The organism is Methylobacterium sp. AC832, from assembly GCF_979256025.1.
This window is the reverse complement of sequence record NZ_CEEDMV010000003.1, coordinates 253,477-272,239: the sequence shown is the minus strand read 5'-3', so window position 1 is coordinate 272,239 and position 18,763 is coordinate 253,477. Positions and strand designations below refer to the sequence as shown.

Annotated in this window: 8 protein-coding genes; 6 read left to right on the top strand and 2 right to left on the bottom strand. The window is 62.6% G+C overall.

The features are described 5' to 3' along the window. Positions 1-152: 152 nt before the first annotated feature. The 6 genes from tcuC to AC0IXR_RS12765 all read left to right on the top strand — a co-directional run bounded on the left by tcuC (position 153) and on the right by AC0IXR_RS12765 (position 7,753). Positions 153-1,460, top strand: coding sequence for a tricarballylate/proton symporter TcuC (gene tcuC / locus AC0IXR_RS12790; RefSeq protein WP_471760947.1), 1,308 nt, complete (start codon positions 153-155; stop codon positions 1,458-1,460). Positions 1,461-2,439: 979 nt separating this feature from the next. After that, a complete protein-coding gene (locus AC0IXR_RS12785) occupies positions 2,440-3,789 on the top strand; it encodes a site-specific DNA-methyltransferase (protein ID WP_471760946.1) in 1,350 nt (449 codons plus the stop codon). Then, positions 3,789-4,280, top strand: coding sequence for a DUF5681 domain-containing protein (locus AC0IXR_RS12780; RefSeq protein WP_471760945.1), 492 nt, complete (start codon positions 3,789-3,791; stop codon positions 4,278-4,280). The genes AC0IXR_RS12785 and AC0IXR_RS12780 overlap by 1 nt, the downstream gene beginning before the upstream one ends. 712 nt (positions 4,281-4,992) lie before the next feature. Continuing rightward, positions 4,993-5,523 carry a DUF3489 domain-containing protein gene (locus AC0IXR_RS12775; protein WP_471760944.1) on the top strand — a complete coding sequence of 177 codons (531 nt, stop codon included), beginning with the start codon at positions 4,993-4,995 and terminating at the stop codon, positions 5,521-5,523. Continuing rightward, positions 5,523-6,071, top strand: coding sequence for a DUF2924 domain-containing protein (locus AC0IXR_RS12770; protein ID WP_056433801.1), 549 nt, complete (start codon positions 5,523-5,525; stop codon positions 6,069-6,071). Before AC0IXR_RS12775 ends, AC0IXR_RS12770 begins: the two co-directional genes overlap by 1 nt. Next, on the top strand, positions 6,071-7,753 hold the full coding sequence (locus AC0IXR_RS12765) for a recombinase family protein (protein WP_471760943.1): 1,683 nt from the start codon (positions 6,071-6,073) through the stop codon (positions 7,751-7,753). The genes AC0IXR_RS12770 and AC0IXR_RS12765 overlap by 1 nt, the downstream gene beginning before the upstream one ends. Positions 7,754-8,646: 893 nt before the next feature. Here the strand turns inward: AC0IXR_RS12765 and AC0IXR_RS12760 are convergent. Both AC0IXR_RS12760 and AC0IXR_RS12755 read right to left on the bottom strand, forming a co-directional pair. Continuing rightward, complete coding sequence (locus AC0IXR_RS12760) at positions 8,647-12,582, bottom strand: peroxidase family protein (protein WP_471760942.1); 3,936 nt, start codon at positions 12,580-12,582, stop codon at positions 8,647-8,649. A 144-nt stretch (positions 12,583-12,726) separates the two neighbouring features. Then, positions 12,727-18,747 carry a peroxidase family protein gene (locus AC0IXR_RS12755; RefSeq protein ID WP_471760941.1) on the bottom strand — a complete coding sequence of 2,007 codons (6,021 nt, stop codon included), beginning with the start codon at positions 18,745-18,747 and terminating at the stop codon, positions 12,727-12,729. Positions 18,748-18,763 lie beyond the last annotated feature (16 nt).

Genomic DNA, 18,763 nt, shown 5'->3' with positions numbered 1-18,763 from the left:
GCATCCGATTGACGGGCGCGGCATGATTTACCTAATGTAGCATATCATAGACCGTCGTTCTAAATATTAGAACAAGAGAATGTCGGTTTTTGAGCTCTTGCCCACCGGACGTGTGGGCGGTCGAGACTTTGTCGGGTTACGGGAGGGGAAACATGGACGCCACAGTAAAGGGACAGTCGAACAAGAAGGATGTCGTCCGCGTTGTTAGCGGCAACTTCCTCGAGATGTTCGATTTCATGGTCTACGGCTTCTACGCCTCGTACGTAGCGCAAGCCGTCTTTCCGAACGACAACGAGTTCGTCTCGTTAATGCTTTCTTTGATGACTTTCGGCGTTGGCTTCCTGATGCGCCCACTCGGCGCCATCGTGCTCGGGGCTTATATCGATCGGCACGGACGCCGCGCCGGCCTGATCTTAAGCCTCGCAATCATGTCGGTCGGCGTCGCGATGATTGCCTTCACCCCAACCTACGCGTCCATTGGCCTTGGCGCGCCTCTCCTGGTTATTGTCGGACGTCTACTCCAAGGCTTCTCGGCAGGGGCCGAGTCAGGCGGCGTCTCGGTCTATCTTTCCGAAATCGCAACCCCCGGAAACCGCGGATTCTACGTGAGTTGGCAATCCGCAAGCCAGCAGGTCGCCGTTGTTTTCGCCGCCATCATCGGTGTCAGCCTGCGCGGTATCCTGACCGATCAGCAGATGCTCGAATGGGGTTGGCGCATCCCTTTCCTCATCGGCTGCATGATCGTTCCTGTGCTATTTTGGATTCGACGCTCGATGCAAGAGAGCGAGGAGTTCACCCAGCGCACTAAGCGCCGTCAGCCGACGCTACGCGAGATCTACGGCTCACTCCTGCAGAACTGGGCGATTGTGTTTAAGGCCGTACTGCTCGTCACGCTGACGAGCGTGTTCTTCTACATGATCACCGCCTACACCCCAACCTATGCTCGGCAGGTGCTAGGCTTGAGCGCTAACGACAGCTTTCTTGTCACGGTCTGCGTCGGCGTAGCAAACTTTATCTGGGTGCCCGTCATGGGTGCCGTGTCTGATCGCGTCGGGCGCCTTCCCGTCCTGATCACCTTCTCGGTACTGATTGCGATCACGGCCTATCCAGTCATGGCATGGCTGGTGTCGGACCCATCCTTCGCGCGGCTGTTCGCGGCGCTGATGTGGATGTCTTTCCTTTACGGCGGCTACCAGGGCGTGATGGTCGTCACGTTGACCGAGATCATGCCGGCTGATGTACGCGCCACCGGCTTCTCGCTAGCCTACAGCTTGGCCCAGGCGATTTTCGGAGGCTTCACCCCCGCGATCTGCACTTATCTCATCCATGTGACCGGCAATCGCGCCATGCCCGGCTTGTGGCTCGCCTGCGCTGCGGTGATCTCTATTATTGGAACGCTTACGCTGTTTCGGAATACCAACCTGTTCCGCAGGCTGACTCCGGCGGCCGGCCCGGTCTGATGTAAAAACTTCAGTCGCGGAGCCCTGAGGACATTGCTCGAATTTACCGGCATCCGCGACTTCGTATCACCCAATCCGGCAAATGCACCTGCATTAGTTACTTGACCCAGCGGGAGGCGGGGTGCCCGCTCTTTCGACTCTCCATCTGAAACCGAGCGCTCATTTAACGATCCTTAACTGTCGTAAAGCCGCTGAAGCTGCTACGTCCGCGCTGCTGTTGACCGCCGCAGTCAGAGCGAAGGGCCGGTTTTGTCGCTTCAGTTCCAGGAAGTAGACCGGCAAGAATCTACTCGTTGCGGATATCGCTCGTATGCACAGTGCGTGGAGCGGCCTTTCAAGCTATTTAATTAATCTTGAAGGCGCCTGCCATTCGACGTCACATGCTCGCGGATGTCGCCGGCCATACTCGCCATGTCGGCATCGCTGATCCAGTCGCTTGCTCGACGGCACCGACGAACTCGTCGTCAGGGTAAGCTGCTGCAAGGAGGACCCGGGCCTTACCTTCTGCGGCAGCCCGGGCTGTTATCAATAGGCAGAATCCTTTGGCCAGGTGAACGACGCGCCGATCACTTCACAAATTAAATCGGTCGCGCGGCAACGTCAGCAGTTTCGAAATACCGTGTGGGCCCCGCCCTATTCGGCAGATAGCGGACATGGCGTTCGCGGGCTCAGTTAATGGAATACGGCTAAAGTGGCTTGACACCCGACGGGTAAACTGTGCATTTTTATTATGTCTTGAAGTCTGTGTCCGCAGCGGACCGGCTTGGACCTACCTGCAATCTTGATCCTCCCCGAACGGTGTGCCTGACTGGCCCGCCTCGCGATCGCATATCTCCTCGCCTCGTGGCTCCCGCTCCGGGGCGTTTCTGTCTCCAGGCCTGAGCGGCCCTTCTCTCACAGTACTGCGCTGACTTTGACCCTGCAGCCGTATGGCACGCGGGCTCGTCGTCGTGCGCGCTTTTCCAAGGACATCCCCATCATGACGACGAACGCACTGGCCTTTCCCACGGCCGGGTTGACCATCCTCGACCAAGCTCCGACCTCCCTCAAACCCAACCCGCGCAACGCTCGCACCCATTCGAAAAAGCAGATCGCCAAGATCGCCGACAGCATCATGGCGTTCGGCTTCACCGTACCGCTCGTCGTCGACGAGACCGGGCTCGTGCTCGCCGGGCACGGACGCTTGTTGGCGGCCAAGCAGCTCGGCCTTCACACGGTCCCGACCGTCCGGCTCGATCACCTGAGCGACACGCAGAAGCGCGCCTATGCGATCGCCGACAACAAGATCGCCACCCTCGCCGGATGGGATCGGGCGACCCTCGCCCTTGAGCTCGGCGAACTCGCCATCCACCTGCCTGAGATCGGCCTGGATCTCTCCATCACCGGCTTCGAGATCGCCGAGCTCGATCTTCTGACGGGGGATCTCGAAGAGGAGCGCCTCGCCTCGCGCGAGGACGAGCAGCATGAGCCGGAAGCACCGATCTCGCAGCTCGGTGACCTCTGGCTGCTCGGCCCGCACCGGATCCTGTGCGGCAGCGCGTGCAGTAGCGATGACGTCGAGCGTCTGATGGGCGGACGAGAGGCCGACATGGTCTTCACCGATCCACCCTACAACGTGCCCGTCAACGGCCACGTCATGGGCCGCGGCAAGGTCCAGCACCGCGAGTTCGTCATGGGCTCGGGCGAGATGACGGAGGAGGCCTTCACCGCCTTCCTGAGCGAGAGCCTCGGCAATGCGGTCTCGGTCTCCCGTGATGGAGCCCTGCACTACGTCTGCATGGATTGGCGCCACCTGCCGGAGCTGCATGCCGCGACCCGCCCGCTCTACGGCGAACAGAAGAATCTCATCGTGTGGAGCAAGACCAACCCGGGGCAGGGTTCGCTCTACCGCTCGCAGCACGAGTTGATCGCGCTCTACAAAGTTGGCACAGCCAGCCACACCAACAACGTCGAGCTCGGCCGGCACGGACGCAACCGTTCGAACGTGTGGACCTATTCCGGGGTCAACACCTTCAAGGGCGCGGGCGATCTGGCGCTGCATCCCACCGTCAAGCCGGTGGCCCTGGTCGTCGATGCGATCAAGGATGTGACATGCCGCGGCGCGATTGTCCTCGATCCGTTCTCGGGCAGCGGCACGACCTTGCTGGCTGCGGAGAAGACCGGGCGTGAGGCACGGGTGCTCGAACTCGACCCGGTCTATGTCGATGTCGCTATCCGGCGCTGGCAGGCCTTCACGGGCCGCGACGCCATTCTCGACGGCACGGACGAGACCTGGGACGAGGTCCGGTCGGCCCGTACGGCCCCTGCCCTGCTCGAGGAGGCTGCGTGATGGCGGACGCGACGAACACCACGATGATCAAACCGAAGCGACGCACCGGGTACGAGGTCGGGTACGGCAAGCCACCGGCCGACCATCGCTTCCGGAAAGGTCAGTCCGGCAATCCTCGCGGCCGGCCCCGGGGTCACTCGGCCCCGCTTGGTCGGCGTGATCTTCTGGACGCGCTTACCCAGGCCGCGCGTGAGCCGATTGCTGTCACCAAGGATGGTCGCACGATCCGGACCACTCAGATCGAGGCGCTTGCCCAGCAGCTCACCCGGAAGGCACTGCAGGGCGACATGAAAGCCGCCAAGCTCCTTTTCGATACCATCAAGGCCCTGGCACCGGCGACCGAGTTCGATGGGATGTCACACGAGGAATGGCTGGAGGCCCTGGACGATCGTCCGAAGCTCCACCCTGGCATTGAAGTCCGGTTCGTCGATGCTGGCGATATGCGCTCAAGGCTCGGAGCGAACTTAGCCCCCTCCCCTGATGCCTCATAATCCCATGCAGCCGGAGAGCATCACCGCTCTCCGGCCTTTTTCGCGTTTGACCCGAGACGATCCCTGATCCCGCCGATCGACTTGCCTGTTTCGCCGACACGCGTCCCTGTTTGGCTGAGACCAATTCCCTGTTCCGCCGCACAGGGAATTGCTCCTTAAGTCATTGCCTTGGCTGCTGTATTGCCGGGCCAAAAAGAGCCTGGGAACTGCACCGCTCCGTTTCCCTGTTGTTTTCCCTGTTAGCAGGGAAATGGCGCCAGAGACCGGTTTGGACGGGATGCGTGCCCCACCACTCGCTCCCCGCGAACGACGGACGTTCGCGTTTGGCGGGAGATGTGCGGCGTCTCAAGGGCATAGCGAAAAGCTGCCGTTTTGAGGTCTCCTCTCCGGGGCGGTGCTGCGGCCCCGATTCTGGGCGGTTTTGGCCGTTTTCTCGCCTGCTGCCGGTGCAGCTTCCGCTACATGCCTGCTCATCGCGCTGGAGACCGGTTCGCAGGCCAGCGGAGCCGAGGTTCGCTGGCGGTCGTACACTGGCGTGTGAGCAATTACTGCCACTTCGGACTGGACTTGCGCTGCGAATGGAGCGGAACTGTCAGCGTCCTTGAGGCCGCCGACGCGGTTGCGCCTTCGACCCCCTGCCGATCCCTCGCGATCGGTGGGGTTGCGCTGGTGGCAGCAGACCCGCTGCCGACCCATCGCAAGGTCCACCCTCATGATCGACGAGACACACCAGGCGCTGCTCAAGGCAGCCGCCGAATCACCAGACCAGTTGATCGCCCGGCCCTCTGGGCTGAACGCCCGAGCCGCCAAGGCGCTGTCCGCCAAGCTCTGCAAGACGATGTTAGTGATCGAGGTCGTCGTTCCAAAGGATCAGCCGCACTGGCGTACCGATGAGCGCGGTCCGATCGGACTGTGCCTCACGCCAGTCGGCCGGGAAAGCCTTGGCCTTTCTCCTGATGCACCCGGTTCCGACGCCTCGCCGCCGGTTGCGGATGCCAGATCGGGTAGAGCCGAGACGAAAGCGCGACCCGGCACGAAGCAGGCGCTGATCATCGCGATGCTGCGGCGTGACGAGGGCGCCACGCTCGCCGACCTGATGGGGGCCACCGGCTGGCTCGCCCATTCGACGCGCGCCGCCCTGACCGGCCTGCGCAAGCGAGGGATGACCCTCGCAACAGCACGCGATGCCGAGGATCGGACCGTCTATCGCCTGGCTGATATTGCCACGACGGAGGCCCGGTGATGGCCGCCGTGATCAGCCCCGAGCTCAAGCGCGAGATCGAGGCGCTTGCCTCACTCGATCTGGGCGACCTGCGCATCCGCTGGCGGCAGCATCTGCGAACGGCCCCTCCCCCACATCTGTCTCGGACCCTGATGATGCGGCTCCTGGCCTACCGCATCCAGGCCAAAATGCTGGGCGATCTCGATCGCGACAGTGCCCGGCTGCTCGATCGGATCGCGAAGGAGAGGCTGCGCCGCCGCGCCGCCGCCGAGCGGGCCGCCAAGCCGAAGGCACCGCCCCTCGTCCCGCCGATCCCAAGCCCAGGGCTTCGACCCGGCACGCTGCTGGTGCGGGAGTTCGGGGGCGAGGTCCACACCGTCACTGTGGTGGCGGGTGGGTTTGCCTGGAGGGAGACGACTTATGCCAGCCTGTCGGAGGTCGCCCGCGCGATCACCGGCACCCGCTGGAACGGTCCCCGCTTCTTCGGGCTTCGGGACAAGGGAGCCACCAGGGCGCCAAGCAGCGGCGACGAGTCCTTTTCGGCTGTGGCCACGGGAGGGATGGCGTGATGGCATCCCTCTCCAAGCCGTCGCACCTCAAAGCCCAGCCTCCGAAGATCCAAGCACCCAAAAACCAGGCTCCTAAACCCCAAGCCCAGAAGACCCTGCGCTGCGCGATCTACACCCGCAAATCCACCGAGCACGGGCTCGATCAGGCCTTCACCTCCCTCGACAACCAGCGCGAGGCCGCTGAGGCCTACATCAAGAGCCAGGCGCATGAGGGCTGGCGCCTGCTGCCCGACGCCTACGACGATGGCGGCGTCTCAGGCGGCAGTCTCGAGCGACCGGCCTTGCAGCGGCTGCTTGCCGAGGTCGAGGCGGGGCGCGTCGATGTGGTGGTGGTCTACAAGGTCGACCGGCTCACCCGTGCGCTCTCGGACTTTGCCAAGCTCGTCGAGCTGTTCGACGCGCACGGCGTCTCCTTCGTCTCGGTGACGCAGGCCTTCAACACCACCAACAGCATGGGACGGCTGACGCTCAACGTCCTGCTGTCGTTCGCCCAGTTCGAGCGCGAGGTCACGGCCGAGCGCATCCGCGACAAGATCGCGGCCTCGAAGCGCAAGGGCATGCGCATGGGCGGTCCCGTGCCGCTGGGCTACCGCGTCCATGACAAGAAGCTGGTCCCCTGCCCCGATGAGGGGCCGCGAGTACGGGCGATCTTCGAGCGCTACCTCGCACTCGGCTGCCTCAACGGGCTGGTGGCCGATCTGCAGGGCCGGGGCATCCTGACCCAGCGATCCCCGCGCCGGGATGGCACGATCCGGGGCGGTATCCCCTTCACCAAAGGTCCGCTGGCCTATCTGCTACGCAACCGGGTCTATATCGGCGAGGTGATCCACAAGGACCGGCACTATCCCGGAGAGCACGAGGGCATCGTGCCGCGCGAGCTGTTCGATGCGGTCCAGGCGGCGCTGAGCCAGAAGGCGCAGGCGCAAGGTTCCGTCCGGGGCAACACCGGCTCGTGGCTGACAGGTCTGCTCTACGATGATCGCGGCAACCGGATGACGCCGAGCTCGGCCAGGAAGGGGGCGCTCCGCTACCGCTACTACGTCTCGCGCGCCCTCGAGACGGGGCAGCGCGGCGAGGCCGGCTCGGTCGCCCGCGTGTCGGCACCCGAGATCGAGCAGGCGGTGCGGGAGGCGCTTACACCACCCTCCCCAGACCAACCTTCCCCATCCGACGAGATGCCCCTGCTCGCCCAGGTCAGCCGCATCGTCGTTCACCCGAGCCATCTTGCCATCAGCTTCGTCCCGCGGGATGGTGCAGAGCACGATCACAGGGCGTGCGGAGCAGGCAGCATACAGCCCTCCCCGCTTAACGTGCCTTGGTCGGCCCGACCGAGCCGTCGTCGGCGCCAGATCATCCGCGCTGAGGGTGATGGAGGAACAGTATCGCTGCGGCCGATGCGGGTCGAGACCCGGGCCCGCCTCGTCGACGGGATCGCCAAGGCTCGCTTCTGGCTCGATGACCTTGTCAGCGGCCGTGTCGCCGACACCCATGCCATCGCCGTGGCGGAAGGCTGCAGCGAGCGCTCGGCGCGCATGACCCTCAACCTCGCCTTCCTGGCTCCATCCGTCATCCAGGCGGCGATCGCTGGCATCTTGCCGGAAGGGTCCGGCATCTCCGCGCTCATGAATGCGCCAATAGCCTGGAGCGAATATCCTGACGCATACGGCGGCAATGCAACGTGAAGGAGCACGTGCTGCGATTTACCGGCAGCGCACGGTCATACCGGCAGTCGGACGCTCGTTGTCATCTTGCTGCGGCAGCAATGCGCCATAAGCGGAAGTTCGCCGCCTGCCCAAAAGCAGACGTTCCGCATGCGACCCAAGTCTGACGTCGGGATCGTCATCGACGCTTCCCGTAAGCGGTCATTCGTTAGTCGTCCGGCAACTTCGGCTCGGGGTAGGAATAGAGAGCGAACCTTAGCTTTTGGACGAGAAGCGATCGCTCCACATCTGACCAACTACGCCATCCAGACCCTTTGTCCCGTCCGCACACAAGCGGACGTTACAGCGAATCCCCCGTTACCACTTAAATTTACCGATAACGACCGTTTCGCTCCGGGATTCAAGTTGTGGGTTAGCAGATGTTACGCGCTGCTTAGGTGGCAGCCTCAAATAACTCTTCTCGGTCTTTAGGCGTCCACAACAGGGGGACCGCAATGGCGGCCCAGGGCATGCGGTGAAATTCACCGCCTCGGAAAATCTCTGTCGATTGACGCAAAGATCGTCGGCTAAGAGACTGAGGGTTCGCCGAGGCCTGGATCTGATGAACCAGTGCCAGCGAAGCTGGTCTGTCCCCACCTATCGCTCAATTCGCCCCGGTTTCACGAGGTAGCCCACTGTATATACTCGGCTGATGCTTTGATGAGGGGAAGGTTTTCGGAAAGATATCCCGGTCTAATTTTGTGTTACTTGTTGTGAGCATGCAGGGGCGGCGACATCCCGAATGGTCGGCTAAATCGTCCCCCTCCGGGCGTTCTCCCCTGGCCGCGTCCGTGAAGCGGACGTTTCGTGATAAATTCATCAATGCTGCCGATTCGAGCTTCCTCGCGCCGAGGAGCGCGAGGAAGCGGATCGTGTCACGACAGGTGGAAGTCGGTCTGTGTGACGGTGTTGGCATTGACGCGGAGGAGCAGGATCGTGTCGGCCCCGATCATGACGGTGGTGTTGGCACCGGACTGATTGATCGAGACCTCGCTGGCGAAGTCGGCTGCCGTGATGCCGAGACCCGACAGGTCCATGACGTCCTGGCCACCGGTCGGGTCGGCATCGAAGCCGACGATCTGGTCCGATCCGAACCCGGACGCGAACACGAACGTGTCGTTTCCGGCGCCCCCTTTCAGGGTATCGTTCCCGAGGCCGCCGTTCAGACGATCGGCGCCGCTACTCCCGACGAGCGTGTTGGCGAGTTCGTTGCCGGTTAGGCTGAGGCCGCCGACCTTGGCGAAGAGGTTTTCGATCGATTCACCCACCCCCAGGGTGAAGTTGCTGCTGGCGTAGATCTTGTCGGTCCCAGCCCCGGCCGCCTCGTGCACGACGTCGTTCACGCCGTTGACGTAGTAGATGTCGTTCCCTCCAAAGCCGCTGAGGGTATCGGCACCGGCACCGCTGTAGAGCGTATTGACGAGCTCGTTGCCGCCAAGGCTGATGCCGAGGTTTCCCGCCTTGGCGACCAGGGTCTCGACCGATTCACCCGCCCCCAGGACGAAGTTGCTGCTGGCGTAGATCCTGTCGGTTCCGCCCCCTGCCACCTCGTGCACGACGTCATTCAAGCCGTTGACGTAGTAGATGTCGTTCCCCCCAAAGCCGCTGAGGGTATCGGCACCTGCACCGCTTTGGAGCGTATTGACGAGCTCGTTGCCGCCGAGGCTGATACCGAGAGTTCCGGCCCTGGCGACCAGGACCTCGACGGCTTCACCTGCCCCCAGTGTGAAGTTGCTGCTCGCGTAGATCCTGTCGGTTCCGCTACTGGCCGCCTCGTGCACGACATCGCCCAACTGATCGACGTAGTAGATGTCGTTCCCCGACCCTCCGGAGAGGGCATCCGCACCCCCAAGACCGTCGAGGACGTCGTTGCCGAGGGCCGAAGTGATCGTGTTCGCCAGATTGGTTCCCGTGAGCCGGTCGGCGTAGTCGCTGCCGAAGAGGTTCTCGAAGCCGTGGATCTGGTCGCCTTGCGCATGGCCGCCGCTGGCAGTCAAGGTGAGAAGATTGACCGTGACGCCGGCATTGGAACGCGCGTAGCTCAAGGTATCGATGCCGCCCCCGCCTTCCAGGTTGTCGCCAGCTCCTCCGCCCTCGATCATGTTGGCGAGGTTATCGCCGGTGATCCGGTCCGCGAGCGCGGAACCGACCACGTTCTCGACATTGACGGTCACATCCCGTTCGGCGTCGCCCCCCGATGCCTCGTCGGGCAATAAGCGCCCGCTGCGGACCTGCATATTGATCCTCACGCCCGCCGCGGAGGCGCTGTAATCCACCGTATCGATGCCGTCGCCGCCATCCACCGCATCGCGGCCCGCTCCCGGAGTGAGCCAGTCGTCACCGGCGCCCCCCTTGAGAAAATCCTTGCCGGCTCCGCCGCGGAGTTTGTCGGAACCCTCGCCGCCGTCCAGCACGTCATCGCCGCGACCGCCGTTCAGCGTATCGTTCCCGTCCTCCCCGTAGAGGTAATCGTCCCTCGTATCGGGGCCTGAACTCAGCGTATCGTTTCCACCCTCGCCGTGGAGGGCGTCGCTGCCTCCCGTTCCGCCGTTCAGAATGTCGTTCCCGGCACCGCCATAGAGCGTATTGTCGCCCGACGTTCCGATGATACGGTTGTCGAGATCGTTGCCAACGAGGACGAGGGCGACGCCCGCCGCCACGCCCGCTCCGGTGAAATCGCGGTTTGCCTCGCCGGCGGCCAAGCTCCGCTGCTCCGACACTTTGAACGTGTCCCAGTGGCCATGCGCGATGCCGGAATTCCGGGCGATCAGGTCCGAGAAATGCTGCGCGTTGATATCGTTGACGAGCATCGTGCCGTCGAGTTGTTCCAGGTAGTAGAAGCGGTCGCCTTCCTGCAGTCGGTCCAGCTGCTCTTGGAATATCCACGTGAAGGTGGAGCCCATCTGGCTGCCACCGCTGGGCGCTTCGGCAAGACCACCGATCCACAGGTCGACGTCATTCACATGGCTGATGCCGGTGCCATTGATCTTGCCGTTGGCCGGATCGATCACGTCCTCGCCATAGACGGCCTTGAACTGAGCCAGAAGCTCGGCTCTTTGCGCGGCGTTGCCGCGAAGGTGGGCCCCAAATTCGTTCCAGTTCTGGTAGGCCGCAAGGCTTGGCACGCCCGGCCCCCCTGCATAATCGGACGCTTGGCCGAGAGCGTCGAGACTTGTGCCCGCACTGCTCACTTCGGCCCTGAACTCGTTCAGCGAAGAGAGCCCGAGTTCGCGCCCGCGCATGATGTTGGCCGCGCCGAGATCGAGCGGAAGCCCGAGAAGCTGGCTGCGGACGGCCTCGACCAGCTTCTCGTCGATCTGGTCGTGTGCCACTTGCATCGTCCCGGCCAGGAACGCCGCCGTCCCTCCCGTCACGCCCGGGTGAGCCGAATCCTCGCCGGCGAACATGGCCGGGTTCAGGAAGGCCTGGATGAGGGGAACGTCCTTCAGTTCTCCGTTGGCATCGACGTAGGGAATCGTTTCGTTGATCATCGAGTGACCGACGCGATACATTGCACCAGCGAACTCCTCGGAGATCGCGGCGTTGACGTTCGCGCGATAGCCACTGAATCCGTGGTCACCGGCACCGGGAATCTCACCCGACATCGCGGTAGCGAACTCGTCGAAGACGATCCTCTGATATTCCGCCGAGGTGATGACCTTCGCGGCTTGGAAGACCTCCTCCGTGCTCCATTCGGGGTGAAGAGCGCGGATCTGGTCGGCCTGATAATTATGCTCCCGATGAAAGACGGTATGCACAGAGGTCAGCGCGACGTTCTCGTTCGCCCGGTGATCACCGGCGATGTAGTAGGACAGCAGCGTTTCCAAGCTGAAGTTCGGATCGGGCTGACCATCACGGCCGAGCGGGGACGTGTCGAAATCGTTTTTGTCGCCGAGCAGGATCGTGTGCTTGCCGTCGCCGATATCGGCGAAGTCGACGAAATTGGCCGCGTTCTTCAGGTAGGTCCAGGCGGCGTAGTCTCCCCCCGATGCGCTCGCCAGATCGAGGGCATGGGCCATATTGGCATCGCTGACTCCGTTGTTGAGCAGGACGTCCTTGTAGGTCGCGAGGGTCCCGCGGGCGACGCCGTCCGGGCCGACCTCCTCCACGCCGTCGAGGAGATGATGCGTTTTGACGAGATGGCCGCCCGCATCGCGGATGACCGCGCCGTTGGCATCTCTCGCGGTTTCGCGAAGCAGCCAGGTCATGCCGGGTTCCGACCCGTAGGTCTGATTCTGGTCCACGAAGGGCGAGACCTTGTTCAGATGGTCGGTTCCATTCACGTTATCCAGGACGGCGTTGCCGTCCGTGTCGATCGTGTATCGGGCCGCGCGGCCGCCGATGAGGAACTGCAGCTGGGGCGGAACACCCTGGGCGATGATGTTGTCCGTCGTGTCGATGGTCAGGCCGGGATTGGCGGCCGCGATCTGCGCGAGCTTCGCGTCGACGCCGCTCATATCGACGAATTGCGATCCGCCGCCACGGTCGTAGAAATCGAGGCCGTGATCGAAGAACTGACCGAACGACATCAAGAGGAGATTGGTGCCGTAGCTATTCGGCGTCTCGACGGATTGACCGTTCTGATCGATGGATTCGGAGACGACGTTGCTGATGACCCGCTCGTTGGGGAGCAGAGCGCCGCTGGCTCCGATCACCCGAACGCCGTTGATGCTCCCCGGCTCATAATGAGCAGCCGTCAGGCGAACGAAGGGCTGGTCGGCGTTGCCCCAAGAGGGGTGCGCGAGGTTGTTGCCCTCGCCGTTGATCGCCCTGAAATCACCGTCGTCGAACAAAGTGTCGAGAAAGGCCAAATCTTGCGATCGAAGCGAAATCGTCATTGGAACACTCCGTATCTATTGAGTAAACGGTGGTGTTCGCCGACTTTCATCGGCGTTCATCGGTCTAAACAAGCGGCCGATATTGGTCGTGTGCGCGGCGGGTTCGACCGGCTGCGGCTACAGAAGGTGGAAGTCGGTCTGTGTGACGGTGTTGGCATTGACGCGGAGGAGCAGGATCGTGTCGGCCCCGATCATGACGGTGGTGTTGGCACCGGACTGATTGATCGAGACCTCGCTGGCGAAGTCGGCTGCCGTGATGCCGAGACCCGACAGGTCCATGACGTCCTGGCCACCGGTCGGGTCGGCATCGAAGCCGACGATCTGGTCCGATCCGAACCCGGACGCGAACACGAACGTGTCGTTTCCGGCGCCCCCTTTCAGGGTATCGTTCCCGAGGCCGCCGTTCAGACGATCGGCGCCGCTACTCCCGACGAGCGTGTTGGCGAGTTCGTTGCCGGTTAGGCTGAGGCCGCCGACCTTGGCGAAGAGGTTTTCGATCGATTCACCCACCCCCAGGGTGAAGTTGCTGCTGGCGTAGATCTTGTCGGTCCCAGCCCCGGCCGCCTCGTGCACGACGTCGTTCACGCCGTTGACGTAGTAGATGTCGTTCCCTCCAAAGCCGCTGAGGGTATCGGCACCGGCACCGCTGTAGAGCGTATTGACGAGCTCGTTGCCGCCAAGGCTGATGCCGAGGTTTCCCGCCTTGGCGACCAGGGTCTCGACCGATTCACCCGCCCCCAGGACGAAGTTGCTGCTGGCGTAGATCCTGTCGGTTCCGCCCCCTGCCACCTCGTGCACGACGTCATTCAAGCCGTTGACGTAGTAGATGTCGTTCCCCCCAAAGCCGCTGAGGGTATCGGCACCTGCACCGCTTTGGAGCGTATTGACGAGCTCGTTGCCGCCGAGGCTGATACCGAGAGTTCCGGCCCTGGCGACCAGGACCTCGACGGCTTCACCTGCCCCCAGTGTGAAGTTGCTGCTCGCGTAGATCCTGTCGGTTCCGCTACTGGCCGCCTCGTGCACGACATCGCCCAACTGATCGACGTAGTAGATGTCGTTCCCACCAAAGCCGCTGAGAGTATCGGCACCGGCACCGCTATGAAGTTTGTTCGTAAGACCATTGCCCCCAAGGCTGATGCCGAGAGTGCCGGCCCTGGCGATGAGGCTCTCGACTGCTTCACCAGCACCCAGGATGAAATTGCCGCTCGCGTAGATCTTGTCGGTTCCGCCACCGACCACCTCGTGGACGACATCGCCCAGCTGGTCGACGTAGTAGATGTCGTTCCCTGACCCTCCGGAGAGGTCATCCGCACCGCCAAGACCGTCGAGGACGTCGTTGCCCGCGCCCGCCCGGATGATGTTGGCCCGGCCATCGCCCGTCACGGATTCCGGCGCGACATCGTTGATCGTGATCGTGAAGGTTTTCGTGAGGGTGTATTGCCCATCACGGACGGACACCGTGATGTCGTGGCTCGGCGCCTGCTCGAAATCGATCAGCGTCCGGTCGGCGATGACAATCTTTCCCGTATTGTCGATAGCGAAGCGGCCACCGGCATTGCTCACCAGGGAATAGGTCAGGACGGCCGTATCAGCGTCGACACCGACGACGCTTCCGACGACGGAACTATTAACCCGGTTCTCATCGGATGAAAGCGGCCCGCCGACGATGTCGGTCGGTTGATCGTTGATGGCGATGACAGGGGCGGTCGGTTCCGATGTGAGCCGTTCGGGAACGCCGAGACCATCGATGAAACTCGCGACAACGCGCAGAGACTGACCTGCCTGGAGGTCGCCGGGCGTGAAGGTTGCGCCGGTTGCGCCGGGGATGTCGCGCCAGTCGGTCCCGTCGAAGGACTGCCATGTCAGCACCAGGGTGCCCGGCCTGATCCCATTGAGATCGTTAAGGCTCAGAACTGCCGCGGTGAGGACCTGCTTCTCGGTGGGCGTCGCATCATTGATCGTCACCGCCCCGGTCGCGATGGCGTTGGTCCCGCTGATCGTGATGGTCTGATCGGCGAATTGCAGCCGCTCGATGTTGCGGATCGTATCGGTGCCATCCGTACCGACGTTGTCGGTCACGGTGCGGCGTCCGCCGCCATCGGGTCCGCTGATCGTGTAATCCGCGACATCGCCCGAGAAGACGGCGGTATCGACGTCGTTGACGCCCACGCCCGTGGTGACGATCTCGCGGACGATGCCGAGCTGACCGGGATTGATCGCCCCGGACAACATCTGCGCCTTGATCTCGTTCAGGCTGTCCACCGAGCGAATGACGGCGCCGCTGCCGTCCTTGTTCGCATGAACCGCGATCCGGACGTTGAGCCAGGCATCGCCGTCGATGAAATCGCTGCCGAGATTGCCGCGGATCAGGTCGCTGCCCGCGCCGCCGAGAAGGATCTCGCCGCCTGTGCTGCCGATACCGGCCCCTCCGCTCGGGTCGAAGACCACAGCGTTCGGCAGGCCCGGCGCCACGTTGAGAAGTCCGCGCAGGCCGGTGATCCTGTCGACGCCCGCCTGGGTGAGCACGTTGACGAAATTCTCACCGATCACGAGCTTGGAAGCACCCGTCAGGGTGTCGTTGAACTTCCATCCCGACAGGCCTTCGACGGAATCGAAGCGGTCTCGAAGGATGATGTTCTCCCGGTTGTCGAAGACGCGGATGCCGAGATCGGAATCCGCCGCGTTCGGATCGCCCTTGTGGATCGACCAGTCGAACCCCTCCATACCGTTGTTGCGCTGAATGCCCGGCCCTTCGACCATGATGTCGTCGCCGTTCTCGCCATCGTAATCCGTATCGTTCCCCTGACCGTTCAGGACGTCGTGGCCCACGATGGTGCTGTTGAAGAAGAGCTGCGAGTTCTCCCCCGAGAGCCCGTCGAAGCCTTCGCCGCCCTCGATCCAGTCGTCGCCTTCGTTGCCCATCAGGTTGTCGGGGGCGCTGCCGCCAAGGACGAAATCGTTGCCCAGCCCGGCAAACACCTCCTTGGTGTCGGTGGTACCCATGATGAAATCCTGACCGGCATCGCCGAACAGCAGATCGAGGCCCGTGCCGCCGTTGATAACGTCGTTGCCGAGGTTGCCCCGCAGCACGTCGTCACCGAATGGATCCTCGATGATATCGTCGCCATCGCCGCCGAAGACGTTATCGGATTCCATGCCGGCATTGAGGTAATCGTCGCCGCCGTCGCCCCAGAGGGTGTCGATGCCCTTGTCGCCGTAGAGCTTGTCGTTGCCCTCGGTGCCTCCGAGGACGAAATGCTCGCCGCCGCTCACCTTGAGCGTGCCGCCGACGTCATGCACCTTACCGTCGACGGTGATCGTGGCGCCGGTGTAACTGCGCACGACCTTGGGATCGATCGCCTGTTGCGATGCCCTGTCCCAGGTCGGATCCGTGCCCTCCTGAGCGATGCCGCGGTCGAGTTCGAGGATGTGATCCGGCGTGGTGAAAAGCGAGCCGTTGAGGTGGGTGGAGTAGAGCCCGCCCAGATCAGTGTTGCGCATCACCAGATCGGTGAAGGTATTCGGCTCGAGATTGTTGAGCAGGTTCAATCCCTGTGTACGGCTTAGGTAGTAGAGCCGGTCGCCGTTCTGCAGATGCTCCATCTGGTATTCGAAGACGAAGTTGAAGGTCGAGCCCAGCATGCCGCCGAACTCGTTCAGCTCCTCGGCCAGGCCGCCAATCCAGAGATCGACCGTGTTGAGACCGCCGAGGTTGCCGCCTGCATAGTCGCCGGTCGCGTTCAGGAAATCGAGTCGATCGCCCGCGACGCCGCTACCATTCTCGTCCACCCCCAAGACCAGTTCCATGGCCGCAACACGCTTGGCATCGACCGTCGTCGCGCCGGCGATGGTCGCATGGGTCCCGTAGGCGGCGATGAAGTTGATGATCGAGGTGGGATTCTTGATGTGCTGTGCGAAGTCTGCCCAGCTCGTATAAGGCTTGAGATCGGGGTCGCCGAAATCAGTATAGAGCTGCTTGCGGGTCTCGTTGAGCGAAGGCACACCGGTGTCGCGGGCGCGGGCGATATTCAGCGCCGCCAGATCGAGCGGCAGGCCGAGCAGGTTGCTGCGCACGTCCTGGACGATGAACTCGTCCATCTCGTTTCCCACGTCGCGGGTCAGGCCCCGGATGATGGCACCGTTCGTCGCGGCGAGATCATGGGCCGTACCGACATACATCTGCGGATTGAGGAACGCTTCGATCAACGTTGCCTGGGCGTTGTCGCCGTTGACGGAGTTCAGGTCGTTGTCGAGCCGGTCCACCGTCCCGGTGAGCATCGAATGGCCGAAGCGGTAGACTACATGCGCAAACTCGGCCACGATCGATGGGTCGATGTCCGCGCTGTTGGTGAAGACGAACGGATCGACGTTCGGCTGAACGCGGCGCGCAAATTCCTCGAAGACAAGATGCTGGTACTGCATTTCGGTGACGAAGCGCGCGGCTTGGAAGAGGCGTTCACCGTCCCATTCGAGTCCTGAGGCGGATGGAGGGATCTGCGTGATGTCCTTCGTCAGCCATTCGTTGATGAAATCGATGTCGCCGGTGGCGAGAATCGTAGCCTTGTTCTCCTCGACCAGACGGTTGTGCTCCGAATGGAAGACGGAATGCACTGCGGTGAGGGCGACGTTCTCGTTGCCGCGCCCGTCGCCGGTCACAAAATGCGCGTCGAGCATTTCGTTGTCGTAGGTCAGCGGATTTCGGTCGTCGGCCACGAGATCGGCCGCATCGATCCTGCCGTCGAAATTGAGGTCCTTCAGATCGTCGAGATCGATGCCACCGCTCTGGTTCGCATCCCGGATGACGCCCGCTCCGGCAGCGAGGTCGGCCGCGTTGCTGACGCCGTCGCCATTGAAATCGAGGCGGTCGTCATCGGCGACCTGTTGCAGCTTCGGAGTTCCCAGATTGTGGTCGTGATCGACGAAGACCGGCTCGGCGTGATGCGCGATGTCGTTGAGGAAGGCGTGGTTGGTGCCGATGGACCCCGCCGTGGTGATGCCCGCGGCGGTTCCTTCCTTGAACCAGGGGGTGTCGTGCGTGGCGTCCGGCGCCATGACCAGCTGAGCGTAGCCGTTCTCGCCGGGAATGAAGCGACCATACTGGTCGGTCTTGAGGAGCGGCACGTTGTGGACGTCGAAATCGCCGAGCCGGATGCCCAGCATCTCGAGCGCCTGGGCCTTGACCTCGGCCCAGTTCCCGATTGCGCCGTCGAGGGATCCGTTGCTCGCCTTGCCGTCGAGGAGGCGCCCGGTCGAGACCGCATGGCCGAGCGTATTCTTCTCGTATTCGCGCAGGAAGACCTGATGAGAAGCATGTGATGTATAGGTCTGGTTCTGGTCGACGAACGATGTCGTCGTGTTCTCATGCTGCGGGACGCCGTTCGCATCGAGCGTCACGGTCGCCCGCGTCAGCGCCATGAAGTTGGTTGGACTGCCCGGTACGTAAAGCGGGTCGTCGGGCTGCAACGGAATATAGACTGTACCGTTATTGCCCTTGGTGACGAGATCCAGCCCATGGTCGAAGAACTGGCCGAAGAAAGTCATCCAAGAATTAAAGCCCGGGGACAGACCGACATCGGGTGACTGGTTCGGGATCTGGGCGATGTCAGCGTTGGTGACGACCAGCTGGTTGCCCGTCGGTGTCTCCCCGGGGCGGATCGGAACCTTTCCGGGATGATCCGCCTCGAAGGCCGCGAGCGAGAGGGGATTGTTGAACCAGGCGTCGAGGGCCGCCGGGTTGTCGACCGTCATTTTGACGATGAGATTGGAGATGATGCGCGGATCCGCGTCGGCGACGCTGCTGGAGATACCATAATCTGTGTTAGTTATCGTAGGGGCGCCCGATCCAGGAGGACCGAGAGGCATCGTGTCCCCGTCGTCGTCATTCATGAAGACCGGGTCGAGCAGGCGCGGGAACGGATTATCGCCGGCACCGTATTCGGGCTGTAGGAGGTTGTTGTCCTGACCATCGACCGTGCGCAGGCCGTAGGGCGTTAAGGCGGCATCGGCGTCAGACAGGCCGACATAGACAGACTGAATCGCTGCCGTCATCGTCTTGCCGTCGGCATGCGCCTCCGCGATCTTGATCTGCTTGAGTATGAAGCTGAGATCATCTTGATTGACAATGAAACTTGTAGTCATTGCTCCCTCCCCTGAT

Coding starts and splice junctions, on each gene's coding strand:
- AC0IXR_RS12755 (WP_471760941.1), bottom strand. CDS start 18,747: ATGACTACAAGTTTCATTGTCAATCAAGATGATCTCAGCTTCATACTC.
- AC0IXR_RS12765 (WP_471760943.1), top strand. CDS start 6,071: ATGGCATCCCTCTCCAAGCCGTCGCACCTCAAAGCCCAGCCTCCGAAG.
- AC0IXR_RS12780 (WP_471760945.1), top strand. CDS start 3,789: ATGGCGGACGCGACGAACACCACGATGATCAAACCGAAGCGACGCACC.
- AC0IXR_RS12785 (WP_471760946.1), top strand. CDS start 2,440: ATGACGACGAACGCACTGGCCTTTCCCACGGCCGGGTTGACCATCCTC.
- AC0IXR_RS12770 (WP_056433801.1), top strand. CDS start 5,523: ATGGCCGCCGTGATCAGCCCCGAGCTCAAGCGCGAGATCGAGGCGCTT.
- AC0IXR_RS12775 (WP_471760944.1), top strand. CDS start 4,993: ATGATCGACGAGACACACCAGGCGCTGCTCAAGGCAGCCGCCGAATCA.
- tcuC (WP_471760947.1), top strand. CDS start 153: ATGGACGCCACAGTAAAGGGACAGTCGAACAAGAAGGATGTCGTCCGC.